15 protein-coding genes are annotated in these 13,923 nt (G+C 73.9%); 5 read left to right on the forward strand and 10 right to left on the reverse strand.

Features of this window, described 5'->3' with window-relative positions:
- From IF06_RS0101390 to IF06_RS0101415, 6 genes are all read right to left on the reverse strand, one after another.
- Entirely contained in the window at positions 1-726 is a 726-nt protein-coding gene (locus tag IF06_RS0101390; RefSeq protein WP_013286884.1) for an ABC transporter ATP-binding protein, read from the reverse strand.
- A complete protein-coding gene (locus IF06_RS0101395; RefSeq protein ID WP_013476402.1) occupies positions 723-1,853 on the reverse strand; it encodes an ABC transporter permease in 1,131 nt (376 codons plus the stop codon). Before IF06_RS0101395 ends, IF06_RS0101390 begins: the two co-directional genes overlap by 4 nt.
- A 144-nt stretch (positions 1,854-1,997) precedes the next feature.
- The gene (locus IF06_RS0101400; protein WP_013476403.1) at positions 1,998-2,423 is read right to left on the reverse strand and encodes a DUF6069 family protein; all 426 of its coding nucleotides are present in this window, start codon (positions 2,421-2,423) and stop codon (positions 1,998-2,000) included.
- Positions 2,416-2,883 (reverse strand): SRPBCC family protein, encoded by a 468-nt coding sequence (locus tag IF06_RS0101405; RefSeq protein WP_013476404.1) that lies wholly within the window; start codon positions 2,881-2,883, stop codon positions 2,416-2,418. The genes IF06_RS0101400 and IF06_RS0101405 overlap by 8 nt, the downstream gene beginning before the upstream one ends.
- On the reverse strand, positions 2,837-3,217 hold the full coding sequence (locus tag IF06_RS0101410; RefSeq protein WP_174361719.1) for an ArsR/SmtB family transcription factor: 381 nt from the start codon (positions 3,215-3,217) through the stop codon (positions 2,837-2,839). Before IF06_RS0101410 ends, IF06_RS0101405 begins: the two co-directional genes overlap by 47 nt.
- A gap of 145 nt (positions 3,218-3,362) precedes the next feature.
- Complete coding sequence (locus IF06_RS0101415; RefSeq protein ID WP_030268411.1) at positions 3,363-4,730, reverse strand: PHB depolymerase family esterase; 1,368 nt, start codon at positions 4,728-4,730, stop codon at positions 3,363-3,365.
- Between the two features lie 237 nt (positions 4,731-4,967).
- Here IF06_RS0101415 and IF06_RS0101420 point away from each other — a divergent pair, with 237 nt between their 5' ends.
- The 4 genes from IF06_RS0101420 to IF06_RS0101435 all read left to right on the forward strand — a co-directional run bounded on the left by IF06_RS0101420 (position 4,968) and on the right by IF06_RS0101435 (position 8,835).
- Positions 4,968-5,930 (forward strand): PaaX family transcriptional regulator C-terminal domain-containing protein, encoded by a 963-nt coding sequence (locus IF06_RS0101420; RefSeq protein ID WP_013476406.1) that lies wholly within the window; start codon positions 4,968-4,970, stop codon positions 5,928-5,930.
- Positions 5,921-7,174: a cytochrome P450 gene (locus IF06_RS0101425; protein ID WP_030268413.1), complete on the forward strand. Its 1,254-nt coding sequence runs from the start codon at positions 5,921-5,923 to the stop codon at positions 7,172-7,174. Before IF06_RS0101420 ends, IF06_RS0101425 begins: the two co-directional genes overlap by 10 nt.
- A 96-nt stretch (positions 7,175-7,270) precedes the next feature.
- Positions 7,271-7,531 (forward strand): acyl carrier protein, encoded by a 261-nt coding sequence (locus IF06_RS0101430; protein ID WP_013286876.1) that lies wholly within the window; start codon positions 7,271-7,273, stop codon positions 7,529-7,531.
- A gap of 65 nt (positions 7,532-7,596) precedes the next feature.
- Positions 7,597-8,835, forward strand: coding sequence for a beta-ketoacyl-[acyl-carrier-protein] synthase family protein (locus IF06_RS0101435; protein WP_030268415.1), 1,239 nt, complete (start codon positions 7,597-7,599; stop codon positions 8,833-8,835).
- Positions 8,836-8,865: 30 nt separating this feature from the next.
- On the opposite strand, the gene IF06_RS0101440 is transcribed toward IF06_RS0101435, so the two are convergent.
- The 3 genes from IF06_RS0101440 to IF06_RS0101450 form a co-directional block, all read right to left on the reverse strand.
- Positions 8,866-10,179 (reverse strand): glycosyltransferase family 2 protein, encoded by a 1,314-nt coding sequence (locus IF06_RS0101440; RefSeq protein ID WP_030268417.1) that lies wholly within the window; start codon positions 10,177-10,179, stop codon positions 8,866-8,868.
- Between the two features lie 12 nt (positions 10,180-10,191).
- Positions 10,192-10,485 carry a phosphopantetheine-binding protein gene (locus IF06_RS0101445; RefSeq protein ID WP_232236583.1) on the reverse strand — a complete coding sequence of 98 codons (294 nt, stop codon included), beginning with the start codon at positions 10,483-10,485 and terminating at the stop codon, positions 10,192-10,194.
- 74 nt (positions 10,486-10,559) lie between these two features.
- Positions 10,560-11,240 carry a 4'-phosphopantetheinyl transferase family protein gene (locus IF06_RS0101450; protein WP_030268421.1) on the reverse strand — a complete coding sequence of 227 codons (681 nt, stop codon included), beginning with the start codon at positions 11,238-11,240 and terminating at the stop codon, positions 10,560-10,562.
- A gap of 65 nt (positions 11,241-11,305) precedes the next feature.
- Between IF06_RS0101450 and IF06_RS0101455 the strand changes: the two genes are divergently transcribed.
- Positions 11,306-12,715, forward strand: coding sequence for a condensation domain-containing protein (locus IF06_RS0101455; protein WP_030268423.1), 1,410 nt, complete (start codon positions 11,306-11,308; stop codon positions 12,713-12,715).
- Between the two features lie 4 nt (positions 12,716-12,719).
- Here the strand turns inward: IF06_RS0101455 and IF06_RS0101460 are convergent, their stop codons facing one another.
- Positions 12,720-13,922 (reverse strand): cytochrome P450, encoded by a 1,203-nt coding sequence (locus IF06_RS0101460; RefSeq protein WP_030268425.1) that lies wholly within the window; start codon positions 13,920-13,922, stop codon positions 12,720-12,722.
- Position 13,923 lies beyond the last annotated feature (1 nt).

Consider the following 13,923-nt stretch of genomic DNA (forward strand, 5'->3'; position numbering starts at 1 on the left):
TCAGCTGCTCGTGGCGAGCTTGCCGTCGATCATCTCGTAGATGGTGTCACAGTATTGCAGCACGTCGTGATCGTGAGTGACCATCACGACGGCCACCGAGCGCTCCCGCGCCTCCTGGGCGAGCAGCTGGACGATGTCGTGGCTGCGGGCCCGGTCCAGCGCCGCCGTCGGCTCGTCCACCAGCAGCACCGACGGCTCGGTCATCAGCGCCCGGGCGATGCCGACGCGCTGGCGCTCGCCGCCGGAGAGCTGGTGCGGCCGGCGGTCGGCCTTACCGGCCAGGCCGACGTGCGCGAGCATCTCCAGCGGGTCGCGTCCGGACCGTTCCCGTCGCCCGCCCAGCCGCAGCGGCAGGCGCAGCTGGTCGGCGGCGGTCAGCGCGGGCAGCAGGTTGCCCGACTGGAACACGAACCCCACGTGCCGGCGGCGCAGCTCGGTGCGCGCCCGGCGGCTGGACACGGTCATGTCGTGCCCGGCCACCGTGACGGTGCCCTGATCGGGGCGGGCCAGCCCGCCGGCCACGGCGAGCAGGCTGGACTTGCCCGCGCCGGACGGTCCGACGATCGCGGCCAGCTCACCGGGCGCGACGGTCAGGTCGACGTCGTCCAGCGCGTGCACGGTCTCCGCGCCGTCGCCGTGCCGCAGGTGGACGCCGCGCATGACCAGGCCGAGGCCGGCTCCAGCGGTGCCCGGCGTCGAGAGTGACGGTGTGGTCCGGCTGCTCATCGGTTGCCTCCCAGGGCGGTCGCCGGGTCGATGGAGGTGAGGCGGACGACGGCGGCTGCCGCGCCGACCAGGCCGAGCACGAGCAGGCCGGCCGCGGCGGCGGCGATGCTCTGCGGGTGCAGCGCGAACGGAACGTTGCCGCCGGAGATCAGCGCGCCGAGGCCGAGGCCGATCCCCATGCCGACGGCGATGGCGAGGGCCAGCAGGATCAGTGCCTGGGTGAGCGCGTCGCGCAGCACCCAGCCGGTCGAGGCGCCCAGCGCCCGCAGCACGGCGACCTCCTGCTTGCGCTGGATCGCCCAGACCGCGAAGAACGCGCCGGCCACGAGCGCCGAGATGGCGTAGAGGAAGCCCTGGATCAACTGGAGCGTGGTCGTCTCGGCGGTGTAGCCGGGCGAGGCGCCGTACGACTCGTCGAGCGTCAGGCTCTCCGTGCCCGCGGCCTTGTCGCCCGCGGCCAGGTCCACCGAGCCGCCGCCGGTCGCGCGGACCGCGACGGCGGTGATCTCCTGGGTCGCCTGCGCCGGCACCTGCGCGCCGGCCGGGGTGCCGGACTTGACCGCCTGCCACGTCGCCAGCGGCACGTACGCCACGTCGACGTGGCCGAACGTGTCCTGCTGCTCGGTGACGCCGACGACGCGCAGCCGCGTGCCCAGCCGGTCCACAGTCACGGTGTCGCCGACGCGCAGGCCCGCGTCGATGGCGGTGGGGCTCACCACGATCCCGTCCGCCGGGCCGAGCCGGTCGCCCTCGCTGACGGCGGGGGACAGGAACGAGCCGGTCTCGACGCCGAACAGCGCGAGGTCGACCTCGGTGCCACCGTCGGTCCGCCCGTTGACGAGCGTGTTGCCGAACGGGGTCGCCTCGGCCACGCCCGGCTGGTCGCGCCAGGTGTCCACCGCCGAGGCGTCCACCACGCTGCGCGAGAACGCCGAGTCGTGCTGCACGCCGTGGGCGAAGGCGAACGAGGTGACCGGCAGGTTCTGCAGGCCGGAGACACCGTCCCGGACCAGCCCGACGGACAGGCCGGACAGCATCACCATCAGCACCGAGATCAGCGCGATCACGGCCCCCATCAGGGCGAATCGCAGCCGCGCGAACCCCAGCTCACGAATGGCCAGGAACATCAGCCGCCACCTCTCAAACTTGTCGACACCATGTCGTCATGTTAACAACGCGGTGTCGGCAAAAGAGGCCGGCGGCGGCTGTCTACCCGACCACACTCCGTGACGGCGTGGGTCGGTCCCGCGGGCGGCGCCCCGTGCCCGGCGTCAGGCGGCGACCGGGCCCGCGGTGGCGCGGCGCGCGCGCCGGCCGAGGGCGGTCACCGCGACGACGATGATCGGGGCGAGCGTGAGGTGGCACGCCGCGAGCGTGATCTTGCTGGTGGTGTCCAGGTCCGCGGGCAGCGTCATGGTGGCGATCGTGAGCACCGCGAGCGCCGGGCCGATGATCAGCGCCGCCCGGACCACCCAGGCGAAGCGGGACGCCAGCAGGGCGACGGCGGTGAGCCCGAGCGCCAGCGGCAGCGCGCTGAAGCCCGCGACGGTCACCGCGTCGACCTCGACCCGCCGGCCGTCGGCGGTGAACAGGAAGCTGCCACCGGCCGCCCGGCCGATCGCGTACACGATCAGGTTGACGACCACCGCGACGGCGGTGGCGAGCGCGACGACGGCGGTGCGGGACAGGTCAGCCACGGGAGGTCTCCTCTGCGTGCTCTCGGATCAGGTACGCCTCGATGCGGGCGAACGCCCCGGTCCAGACCTCGCCGACGAAGAAGTCGCGCAGCTGCGGGGTCGGGAAGCCGCTCTGCACCACGGTCATCAGCGTGCCGCCGTCCTTCGCCTCGAAGGTGACCTCGATGCGCGTGGTCATGGTCGTGCCGTCCGGGCCGGTACCAGTCGACTCGGTGACCAGCCGGTGCGGGCGGTCGATCTCCAGGAACGTCTGCGTCTCGCGGAACAGCATGTCGGGGGAGGGGCCCCAGACGGCGGTCTGCTTCCCGCCGACCCGCAGGTCGACGTCGATCTCCACGATGCCGGGCTGCTCGTCGAGGATGCCGAACCAGATCTTTTGTTTGCCGGCGTCAGTGTAGGCGTCGAACACCTCGTCAGGGGTGCCCGGAAGGTGTCGTGTCACTCGCATGTGGAGCGTCATGGTCGCGGTCCTCCGTGGTGAGTGTGAGGTAGGCGTCGAGGCCGTCGAGGCGACGGGCCCAGAGACGTCGGTAGAAGGCGATCCAGGCCATGGCCGAGTCCAGCGGCGCCTCGCTGAGCCGGCACTGCCGGGACCGGCCGACCTTGCGCGTCACCACGAGGCCCGCGTCCTCCAGCGCCCGGACGTGCTTGCGCATGCCGGTGAGGCTCATCCCGGTGGGCTCGGTGAGCTCGCTGATGGTGGCCGGGCCCGCGCCGAGCCGGATCAGGATGTCGCGTCGGGTGGGGTCGGCCAGGCTGGCGAAAACCCGGTCGAGCGTCTCTTGCTGAACCACGAGGTTCACCGTACGACACTGAACCATTCGGTTCAACGTTATGCCGAGGTGGGCGTGGCGTACGCGTGAAACGGCCCCGCGACCTCTCGGGTCGCGGGGCCGTCCCCGGCGCCGTGGGAAGAAACGCCGGAGTGTGCGGTGCCGGTCAGGCGAGCGTGCAGGGTGCGCCGTTGAGGCTGAACGAGCCGGGCCGGGCGGTGTTGCCGGTGTGCGTGGCCTGGAAGCCGATGGTGGTCGAGCCGCGAGCCGGGATGACCGCGTTGTACGCGAGGTTGCGCGCGGTCACCTGACCCGAGGCGGGGGAGTAGGAGGCGTTCCAGCCCGAGGTGATGGTCTGGCCGCCGGGCAGCGTGAACGTCAGCGACCAGCCGTTCACCGCGGCCGAACCGGTGTTGCTGATGGTGATGTTCTCGGTCAGCCCGTTGTTCCAGGCGTTCAGCTCGATGCTCACCGAGCAGGCGCCGGTGCCGGGCGGGGGCGTGGTCGGGCCGGGCGGAGGCGTGGTCGGGCCCGGCGGAGGTGTGGTCGGGCCGGGCGGGGGCGTGGTCGGGCCCGGCGGGGGCGTGGTCGGGCCCGGCGTGGTGGTCAGGCCGAAGAACGCCACCGCGGCCGCGGCCATGCCGGCCGAGGGCAGGCTGTGCCCGGCACCCTGGATGCTGTACGCCTCGACCTGCACGGTGCCGGTGCCGTCGGCGTAGCGCCGCCGGTTCCAGCCGGACTGCGGCGTGTCGGTGGACGTGGGCGTCTGGCTGAGGCCGAACACGTTCGTCCACTGCTCGATCGTCTCCTGGAGCAGCGAGTACGGCACCAGCGTGTCGTTGGTGCCGTGCCACAACTGCGCCCGGGGACGGGGACCGGTGTAGCCGGGGTACGCCTGGCGGACCGCGTCACCCCACTGCTGCGGGGTGCGGTTCATGTTCCCGCCGGTGCACTGGCTGGATCCGGGCGGATAGTCGGCGGCGCCGGCGAAGCAGTTGAACGGCACGCCCATGAACGCCGCGCCGGCCTTGAAGACGTCCGGGTAGAGCGCCAGCATGTGGTTGGTCATCATGCCGCCGGACGAGCTGCCGGTGGCGTAGACCCGGTCCGGGTCTGCGCCGTACTGCTGCTGGACGTAGCGGACCATCGAGATGAGCGACACCGGGTCGCTGCCGCCGCCGCGCCGCTTGGCCGCGTCGGACCAGGTGTCGAAGCAGTTGCCGAAGCCGGCCTGCTGGGTCGCGCTGGGGTAGATGACGATGAAGCCGTACCGGTCGGCCAGGCCGGCGAACTCGCTGCCGGAGTAGAAGCCGGGGCCGGAACCGCCGCAGCCGTGCATGGCCACCACAGTGGCCGGCCGGGCCGGGCGGGCGTCCGGGACGTAGACGTGCATGCGCATCCGGCCGGGGTTGTCGCCGAAGCTGGTCACCTCGGTCAGCGACGCCGCGTACGCGGGTTGGACGGCGGGGATCACCAGGCCGGCCGCCGCCAGCGACGCGGCCAGGGCCACCACCATCTTGGCTCTGATTCTCACGGAGACTCCTTCGATCGCCCTGTGCGGGCGGGGTCGGGCGGATGCGCCCCGCGCCGGCGACCCGGGCCGCCGCGGTGTCGCGCCTCACCCACTGACGTGGTTCGCCCGGCCCGGCTCCGTCGTTTGGCACATAGTGTTCCGGCCGGACGGCGAAGTGTCAATCGACATGCTCCGATGAGCTGCGGCGGCGTTCGTCTACAGTCGGTGCACCGTCCCTGAGCCGAGCCCGGAGCGCGTGTGGCAAGCCCGTTCGACATCGAGGAGATCTACCCGGACGAGGGACCGGCGCCGCGGCTGCCCCGGCGGCAGGCCGGCACCTCGCCGCAGAGCGTCGCGGTGACGCTCCTGACCGACTACACGCTGCGTACCCGCGCCGCGCTGCCGTCCGCGGCGATCGTCGCGCTGCTCGGCGAGGCCGGCGTGACCAGCGCCGGCGCGCGTACCGCGATCAGCCGGCTGGCCCGCCGCGGTGTGCTGGAGGGCAGCCGGCAGGGCCGCAACAGCTTCTACCGGCTCAGCCGCGCCGCCGCCGCCGACCTGTCCGCCGGCGGGAACTGGATCACCGCCTCCACCGCCGAGACGCAGGCGTGGGACGGATGCTGGACGATCGTCGCCTTCTCGCTGCCGCAGGACCACGGCACGCAGCGCCGGGCGCTGCGCGGCCAGCTGCGCTGGCTCGGCTTCGCGCCGCTCTACGACGGGCTGTGGATCTCGCCGTACGAGCTGGCCGGGCCCGCGTGCGCCCGGCTGGCCCAGCTCGCCCTCGGTGCGGTCACGGTGTTCCGGGGACGGCAGGACGCGCTGGACGCGATCGGCCAGCGCGCCCCCGTGGACGCCTGGGACGTCGACGCGATCAGCGGGCACTACGAGGCGTTCCTGCGGCGGTGGACGCCGCTGGTGTCGCGGCTCGGCTCCGTCGACGGCGCCGCCGCCGTGCGGGCGCGTACCGAGGTGATGGACACGTACCGGCGGTTTCCCACGCTCGACCCGCGGCTGCCACTGGAACTGCTGCCCGCCGGATGGCCGCGCCGGGCGGCCCGGGACCTGTTCGCGGCCGTCTACGACGGCCTGGCCGGGGCCGCCGAAGCACACGTCCGGGCGGTCGTCGCCCGGTTCGCCGACCCGGTGCCGCCCGGCATCCGGGCGCACACCACCGCCGACATGCTCGCGGGCGTACGCGAGGAGCGGCCATGCGCGTGACCATCTCCCTCGACGAGCTGCTCGGCGACGAGGTACGGCGCGACCCGTACCCGTTCTACGCCCGGCTGCACGAGGCGGGAGAGGCGGTCGCGCTGCGGCCCGCCGACCCGCACGCGCTCGTCGTGCACGGATATGACGCGGTCAACAAGGTGCTGCGCGACCCCGTCTTCCGGGTGCTCGGCGCCGACTACCTGGACCGGGCCGGGGTGCGCTGGCGCGAGCACCAGGTCATCCGGATCCTCCAGTCGTCGATGCTCAACGCCGCCGAGGGCGACCACCTGCGGGTCCGGCACCTGTTCTCCCAGGCCCTCACCCCGCGCCGGGTCGCCGCGCTGGAGCCGGCCATCGGGCGCATCGCCGACGGCCTGCTCGACGGGCTCGCCGCCGAGGGCGCGGACGGCCGGCCGGTCGACTTCATGGCCCGCTTCGCGCTCCGGCTGCCCAGTGACGTCATCGGCGAGCTGCTGGGCGTGCCGGAGGCGGACCGGGAGTGGTTCCCGTCCCGGGTCCGCGCGTTCGACGCGGTGCTGGAGATCGGCCGCCGGTCCATGCGCGAGGTCCGGGCAGCCAACGTGGCGGCGGCGGAGCTGACCGCGTACTTCACCGACCTGGTCGCCGCGCGCCGGGCGGCGCCGCGCGACGACTTCGTCTCGGCGCTGCTGCGCGGCCTGGACGACGAGCCCGGCCGGCTGAGCGCCGACGAGCTGCTGGCCAACCTGATCATCATGTACAACGCCGGGTTCCGGACCACCGCGAACCTGCTCGGCAACGGGCTGGTGCTGCTCACCGAGCGGCCGGACGCGCGGGACGCGCTGCGCGCCGATCCGTCGCTGGCCGCGTCGTACGTCGAGGAGATCCTGCGGTACGAGCCGCCTGTGCACTTCGCGGTCCGGTACGCCGCCGAGGACACCGAGGTCGCCGGCCTGCCGGTGGCGGCGGGCCGGACGGTGGTGGTGCTGACCGGTGCCGCGAACCGGGATCCGCGCCGCTTCCCCGACCCGGACCGGTTCGACCCGTCCCGCACGGACAACCGGCACCTGGCGTTCAGCGCCGGGCCGCACTACTGCTTCGGGGCGACGCTGGCCCGGACCGAGGGACGGCTGGTCCTGCCCCGCCTGCTGGACCGCTTCCCGGCGCTGGCCGCCGAACCCGGGCCGCGCCGCGCGCTGATGCTGCGCGGGTACGACCGGCTTCCGGTACGGCTGACCGACCGGATATCTTGCCAAACCAATCCGATCGAGTAAGGTCGATGCTGCGCGGAGTGTCCGCTCCGCGCCTCACAGGTTCCGTCGAGCAGGTCGAGTGCGCCGCCAGGACACCGTGGAAGGGAAACACCGGGCATGACCGACGAGATCCGCGCGTTCCTCCTCGCCGCACTCACCGAGATGAAGTACGACGTCTCCGACGTCGACGACGACACCGTCTTCGGTCCCGCCGGGCTCGACGTGGACTCCCTCGGCCTGGCCGAGCTGGCGGTACGCGTGGAGGACCGGTTCGGGGTCGCCTTCGACGACGACGAGGCGGAGGACCTCGCCATGATGACCGTCGGCGAGTTCAGCCGGACGGTGGCGGCGCGCATCGCACCGGCCTCGGCGCACTGACCGATGTCGGGGCACGGCACCCGGCCGCGCGGCGTCCCGGCGCCCACGTCGGCGCAGCGGTTCCGGTGAGCGTGCGCGAGCCGGTCACCGTCACCGGGATCGGACTGGTCAGCCCGGTCGGCGCGACCGCCGCCGAGGTGTTCGACGCGGTCTGCGACGGCCGGTCCGGGCTCACCCGGCCCCCGGCCGGCCATCCGCTGCACGGCGTCGTCGACGTCGCCGCGTTCGCCCCGGCGATCGACCCGGCGAGCGTGCTGCCCGGCCCGGAGTCACGCGTCGTGGACCGGTCGATCGTGATGGTGCTGCGCGCCGCCGAGGACGCGCTCGCCGACGCCGGACTGCGGGTCGGCCAGGACGTCGATCCGTACCGGGTGGCGGTCGTCGTCTCCGGCGTCGGCGGTCTGTCCACGCTGGAGGAACAGGTGCTCGCCCGCGCCGGGCGGGGCCGGTTCGGAGTCAGCCCGTACATGCTGCCCGGGACGCTGCCGAACATGGGCGCGGCCCGAATCGCGATCAAGTTCGGCATCCACGGCTACACCTCGTCGATCGGCACGGCGTGTGCGGCCGGGGCGCAGTCGATCGGGGAGGCGCTGCGCATCCTGCGCTCCGGCGAGGCGGACGTGGTGCTCGCCGGATGCGCCGAGGCGCCGCTGTTCCCGACGTTCGCCGACGCGTTCGGCAACGCCCGCGCGCTGGCCCGCGGCTGGGCCGACCCGGCCGCCGCGAGCCGCCCCTTCGACCGCCGCCGCAACGGGCTCGTCCTCGGCGAGGGCGCCGGGGTGTTCGTCCTGGAACGCGCCGAGCACGCCGCCGCGCGCGGCGCCCACCGGCACGCCGACGTGCTCGGCTGGGGTGCCACGAACGACGCCCACCACCCGACCACGCCGCGCCCCGACGGCGCGGGCGCGGCCCGGTGCATGCGGATGGCCGTCCGCGACTCAGGGCTGGTGCCTGGCGACATCGGGTACGTCAACGCGCACGGCACCAGCACCCGGGCCGGGGACGCCGCCGAGCTGGCCGCGCTCGCCGAGGTGTACGGCGCCGCCCCGCCGCCGCTGAGTTCGACCAAGGGCGTGACCGGGCACATGCTCGGCGTCTCCGGCGTGATCGAGGCGGCCGTCGCGGTCGAGGCGCTGCGTCGCGGCCTGCTGCCGCCCACGCACAATCTGGACGACCCGGAGCGCGACGGCGAGGTCGACCACATCCGCGGGCGGGCACGCGCCACGGCCGTGGACGCGGTGCTGTCCAACTCGTTCGGCTTCGGCGGGCACAACGTCAGCCTCGTCCTGGCCCGGCCCGCCTGAGCGGCGCGGCCCCCTGCCCGGCCGGGTACCTCAGCGGAGCGTGATCACCGTGGCGGTGTCGTACGCGGCGACGGCGACGGTGAAGTGCGGGCGCAGCATGTCGGCCACGTAGTCGAGGTCGGCGACCAGCGGCACCGGAAGCAGGGCGCGCTGGTCCGGGCCGGTCCGGGTGGCGACCAGTTCGATCCGGTCGGCCTTGAGCAGCCCCCGGGTGAGGAACGCGGGCAGGTCCTCGGGCAGCAGGCACCGCCACAGGTCGACGTTGACGATCAGGTCCAGCGCGCCGGCCTTGAACTGCTGGAGCACGGTGCCGAGCAGGTGGGAGTTCGTCTCGCCGACCGGCGCGTCGTGGTCGAACGTGTGCGACCCGGCGCCCAGGTCCAGCGTGGACACGCCGTTGCCGACGACCAGCGCCGCGCTCGCCGTCAGCTCCTCGCGCAGCGACGCGGGCAGGACGTCCGGCCGGCCCAGCCCACCGGCCCGGTACGCCTCGATGGCCTGGCCGTAGAGCCGGATCCGGCCCAGGTGCCGGCCGAACGTGTTGAGCCCGTACAGCACCTCGACGTCGTAGCGCAGGTGCTTGCGCAGCAGGTACTTCATGTTGTCCATCGAGGCGAGCCCGTTCGACGTCTTGCGGAAGTGCGGCAGGTGGTAGGAGAGCGCGTCGACGTCCAGCCGGAACAGCTCCGGCGGCGCGCCGTGCAGGTGGAACACCCGATAGAAGAAGTCGAGGTCCTCGAAGCCCCACTTGACCATCGCCTCGTCGAAGCCGCCGACCCGCCGGAACGACTCGTGGTCCACCGAGGCGTTGTGGGTCAGGCCCAGCACCCAGGGCGCGCTCGGGAAGTCGTCCGTCCGCTGCGGGAGGGCGATGTCCTCCAGCCGCGGGTCGCCACGCTCGGCGTCGAGCATCGCCGGGGCGACCGGTTCGCCCCGGCGCAGCGCGTCCGCGCCGGCCCAGTCCAGGTCGTACCGCTGGCCGAGCAGCACCCCGGGCCGGCCGGCGCGACCGGCGTGGAAGTCGCGGTGCCGCTCCAGCAGCCCGGGATGCGCCACCGTGTCGGCGTCGAGGAACATCAGCGTGTCCGCGCGGGCCAGGGCCGCCGCCGCGTTGCGGTTGGCGCTGCGGCCGCGGTTCCGCTCGCTGCGGACGTAGTCGATCCGCAGCCGGTCCCGGTAGGCGTCCACCACCGGGCCGAGCGCCACGGCCGAGCCGTCGTCGCCGACGATCACCTCGAAGTCGCCGGGCGGCAGCGTCTGCCGGGTCAGCGACCGCAGCGTCGCGTCGAGTGCGGAGCCGTTCTCGTGCGCGGGCACCACCACGCTCAGGCCGGGCCGGTCCACGTCTCGGCCTGCTCAGCGCGGGGTGGAGTTGGCGGTGATGTAGTCGGCCAGGTCGCCGAGCGTGGCCATCCGATCCTCGTCGAGTTCCTCGACGTCGATCTGGATCTCCAGCTCGTCCTCCAGCGACAGCAGCAGCTCCAGGCCGAGCGAGGAGCTGAGGCCGAGGTCGTCCATCAGCTGGGTCTGCTCGGTGACCGGCGCGTCCGGCCGGAGCATGCGGGTCAGCAGGACGGTCAGGCGGTCGACGACCTGGTCACGGGGCGGCGCGTCGGCCGGCGCGTCGTGTTCTAGCACCGGGCGTCCCACGAGTCGATCATGCGCGTCGGCATGGAGTCATCAGAGCAGGGGACATCGGCAGGTGTCAACGGGTACGGCGATCGTCACCGATCGTGACCGAGGCCGGTGTGGCACTCGACGGCGTACGGCCGGTCGCCGGCGAGCGCGACCGCCACCGCGTACCCGGCGGGTGTGGGCAGGTCGGCGAGCCGGTGCGGGCCGGCCGGCTCGACGCACTCGACCACGTCGGCCCGGTGCACCGGCACGGCGAGGTTGGGCCACAGCCGGCCCCCGGCCGCCTTGACCGCCGCCTCCTTGCGCGCCCACAGCCGGGTGAACCGCAGCGCCCGGCCGGCCGGGTCCGGTCCGGCGGCGACGTGCCGCGCCTCCCGCGGGTCGAAGAAGCGCGCGGACGCCGAAACCGGGTCACCGCCCGGCGCGACGTGCTGGATGTCCACCCCGACCGGGCGGCCCTCGCTGAGCGCGACCGCCACCAGGTCGCCGGAGTACGACAGGCTCGTGTGCAGGCCGCTCCACGGGCCGGTCAGCGCCGGTTTGCCGTACCGGCCGCGGCGCCAGGTCAGGGCCGCCGGTGGCGCGCCGGCAGCCCGCCCGGCCAGGACGCGCAGCGCGCCGTGCGCCACTGTGAACCGGTCCCGCAGCGCCCCGGCGCCGAGCCGCGCGGCCCGGTCCCGCTCGTCCGCGTCGAGCACCGCCCGGTACCGGGCCAGCTCGTCCGCCGGCACCGCCACCGGGACGATCCAGACCCGGACGGCGTCCCGCATGGACGGCAGCGTAACCGTGCGCCGTCACGTTGACACACACCGATGCGCGTTGCTCTGATGAGCGGGTGTTCGCGCAGACGGTCCAGGCCCAGGTTCCCGTGGCGTTCGCCGGGCCGGGCGCCGGCACCGCGCCCCTGACCTGGGGGCAGAAGGCCATCATGCAGGACATGCGGGAGACCGGCTGGACGCACAACGTCAGCGGCGCCCACCCGATGCCCGCGGGTGTCACGATCGAGCAGGTGGCGGCCGAGTTCGCCGCGCTGATGGCCCGGCACCCGGCGCTGCGGATGCGGCTCGGCGCCGGCGACGACGGCGGCCCGTGCCAGGTCGTGTCGGCGAGCGGCGAGACGGTCCTGGACGTGGTGGACGTACCCGACGACGCGGACCCGGCCGACGTGGCCGCGTTCGCCTACGACCTGGGCCACGCCCGCCTGCTGAGCCATTACGACCTCTACCGGGACTGGTCGGTGCGGATGGCGGTGATCCGGCACCGCGGCGCGCTGGTGCACCGGGTGCTGACGATCGACCACCTCGTGGTGGACGGCACCGCCACGTCCCTGATCCTGGCCGACCTCGGCCTGGCCGGCCGGCCGGTCCGCCGGGTCGCCGACCCGCGTACCGTGCAGATCCTCGACCTGGGCCGGCGGGAGGAGACGCCGCCGCTGCGCCGCCTCAGTGACCGGGCCGTGCGCCACTGGACCGAGCATCTGCGGGACGTCCCGCCGCTGACGTTCGGTGAGCCGAAGGCCGGTGGGCGCCGGGGCCACCGGTACTGGCACGGCCGCTTCAGCTCGCCTGCCGTGTACCTGGCGGTGCGGGCCATCGCGGCGCGGACCCGCACGGACACCTCGCGCGTGCTGCTCGCGGTCATCGCGATCGCGATCGGCCGGGCCACCGGCGTCAGCCCGCTCACCGCGAAGCTCATCGTCGGCAACCGGTTCCGGCCGGGCTTCGCCGAGGCCATCGCCCCGCTCAGCCAGAACGGCGTGCTGCGCGTCGACACCGCGGACACCACCGTGGACGAGGTGGTGGCGCGCGCCCGCCGGGCCGCGGTCTCCGCCGGGAAGTACGCCTACTACGACCCGGCCCAGCTCGCCGAGGTCTCGGACCGTCTGGACGCCGAACGGGGGTACCCGGCCCGGATCAGCTGCCGGATCAACGACCGGCGGGTGACCACCCGGCAGGCGGCCGACGGCGGGCTGCACGACGACCCGGTGACCGCCGAGCGGATCCGCCGCCGGGCCGACGAGACGTTCCTGGTCTGGGACGGCCCGCTGGACCACCTGCCCGAGCAGGTCTTCATCACCGTCGAGGACCAGCCGGAGACGGTCCACCTCCAGGTCATCTTCGACTTCGGCTGCTTCACCGAGGAGCAGGCGGAACGGCTGCTGCGCGGCGTGGAGGAGGTGGCGGTGGAGGCGGCGCTCGACGCCGCCGCGCCGACCCGGGTCGTCCCCGGGTCGGCGGGCGGCTGACCGGTCACCGGTCCCAGGTCACCGGCAGCGACTCCAGGCTGCGCACCACCAGCCCGGGCCGGAACCGCAGCTCCGCCTCGTCGACGGCGAGCCGCAGCCCTGGCAGCCGCCGCAGCAGCGCACCCAGCGCCTCCTGCAACTCCATCCGGGCCAGCGCCGCGCCCAGGCAGTGGTGCGGACCGGCGCCGAACGCCAGGTGCGGATTGTGCACGCGGGTCAGGTCGAGCGTGTCCGCGCCCGGGAACACAGTGGCGTCCCGGTTGGCCGACGCGATCGCCGGCAGCACCGCGGCGCCGGCCGGCAGGCGTACGCCGCCCAGCTCCACCTCCTCGGTCGTGACCCGGGGCAGCAACACCCCGTTGTCGCCGAGCTGGATGAAGCGGGACAGCTCCTCGACCGCCCGGGCCATCGCCACCGGATCGTCGCCGCGCAGCCCGGCCAGCTGCTCCGGATGGCGGGCCAGGACCAGCAGGAACAGGTTGAGCTGGTTGGTGGTGGTCTCGTGCCCGCCCACGAAGATCCCGGCGGTGACCGACACCAGCTCCCGTTCGGTCAGGTCGTCGTGGTCGTCCCAGACCGAGATGAGCGCACTCATCAGGTCGTCGCCGGGCTCGCGGCGCCGCTCGTCGATCAGCTCGCGGAACGCCTCCAGCGCGGCCCGGGGCGCGTCCGGATCGGCGTCCCAGTCGCCGACGAGAGCGTCCGACCACTGGCGTACCCGCTCCCGGTCCCGCTCCGGGATGCCGAACAGCGTGCTGATCACGGAGATCGGCAGGGGACCGGAGAGGTGCGTGATCAGGTCGGCCGGCGGACCCGCGGCCTCCATGTCGTCGATCATCCGGTCGACGAGCGCCGCGACCCGCGGGCGCAGCTCCTCCACCCGGCGGACGGTGAACGCGTGCGAGACGGCGCGGCGCATCGTGGTGTGCCGGGGCGGATCCATCCCGATCAGCGAGTCCTCGGCGAGTGAGCCGAGTTCCCGGGTCGGGCGGTTCGGGCCGGCCGCGGCGGCCCGGCTGAACCGCTGGTCGGTGAAGACCCGGCGCACGTCGGCGTGCCGGGTGGCCAGGTACGCGCACGCCCCGTCGGGCAGCTCGACCCGGGCCACCGGGCACGTCTCCCGCATCCGGGTGTAGTCCGGCGACGGGTGGTAGATCGTCGGAGCCGGCGCGAGCGGGTACGGGATGGCCGGTGGCTCCTGCGTCATC

Origin of the sequence: Micromonospora globosa, from assembly GCF_000717585.1 — a bacterium.
Lineage (GTDB): Bacteria > Actinomycetota > Actinomycetes > Mycobacteriales > Micromonosporaceae > Micromonospora > Micromonospora aurantiaca.

Excerpts from the sequence above, each read along its gene's own strand:
- IF06_RS0101390 (WP_013286884.1), bottom strand. The coding sequence starts at position 726 with ATGAGCAGCCGGACCACACCGTCACTCTCGACGCCGGGCACCGCTGGA.
- IF06_RS0101405 (WP_013476404.1), bottom strand. The coding sequence starts at position 2,883 with ATGACGCTCCACATGCGAGTGACACGACACCTTCCGGGCACCCCTGAC.
- IF06_RS0101460 (WP_030268425.1), bottom strand. The coding sequence starts at position 13,922 with ATGACGCAGGAGCCACCGGCCATCCCGTACCCGCTCGCGCCGGCTCCG.
- IF06_RS0101430 (WP_013286876.1), top strand. The coding sequence starts at position 7,271 with ATGACCGACGAGATCCGCGCGTTCCTCCTCGCCGCACTCACCGAGATG.
- IF06_RS0101395 (WP_013476402.1), bottom strand. The coding sequence starts at position 1,853 with ATGTTCCTGGCCATTCGTGAGCTGGGGTTCGCGCGGCTGCGATTCGCC.
- IF06_RS0101450 (WP_030268421.1), bottom strand. The coding sequence starts at position 11,240 with ATGCGGGACGCCGTCCGGGTCTGGATCGTCCCGGTGGCGGTGCCGGCG.
- IF06_RS0101425 (WP_030268413.1), top strand. The coding sequence starts at position 5,921 with ATGCGCGTGACCATCTCCCTCGACGAGCTGCTCGGCGACGAGGTACGG.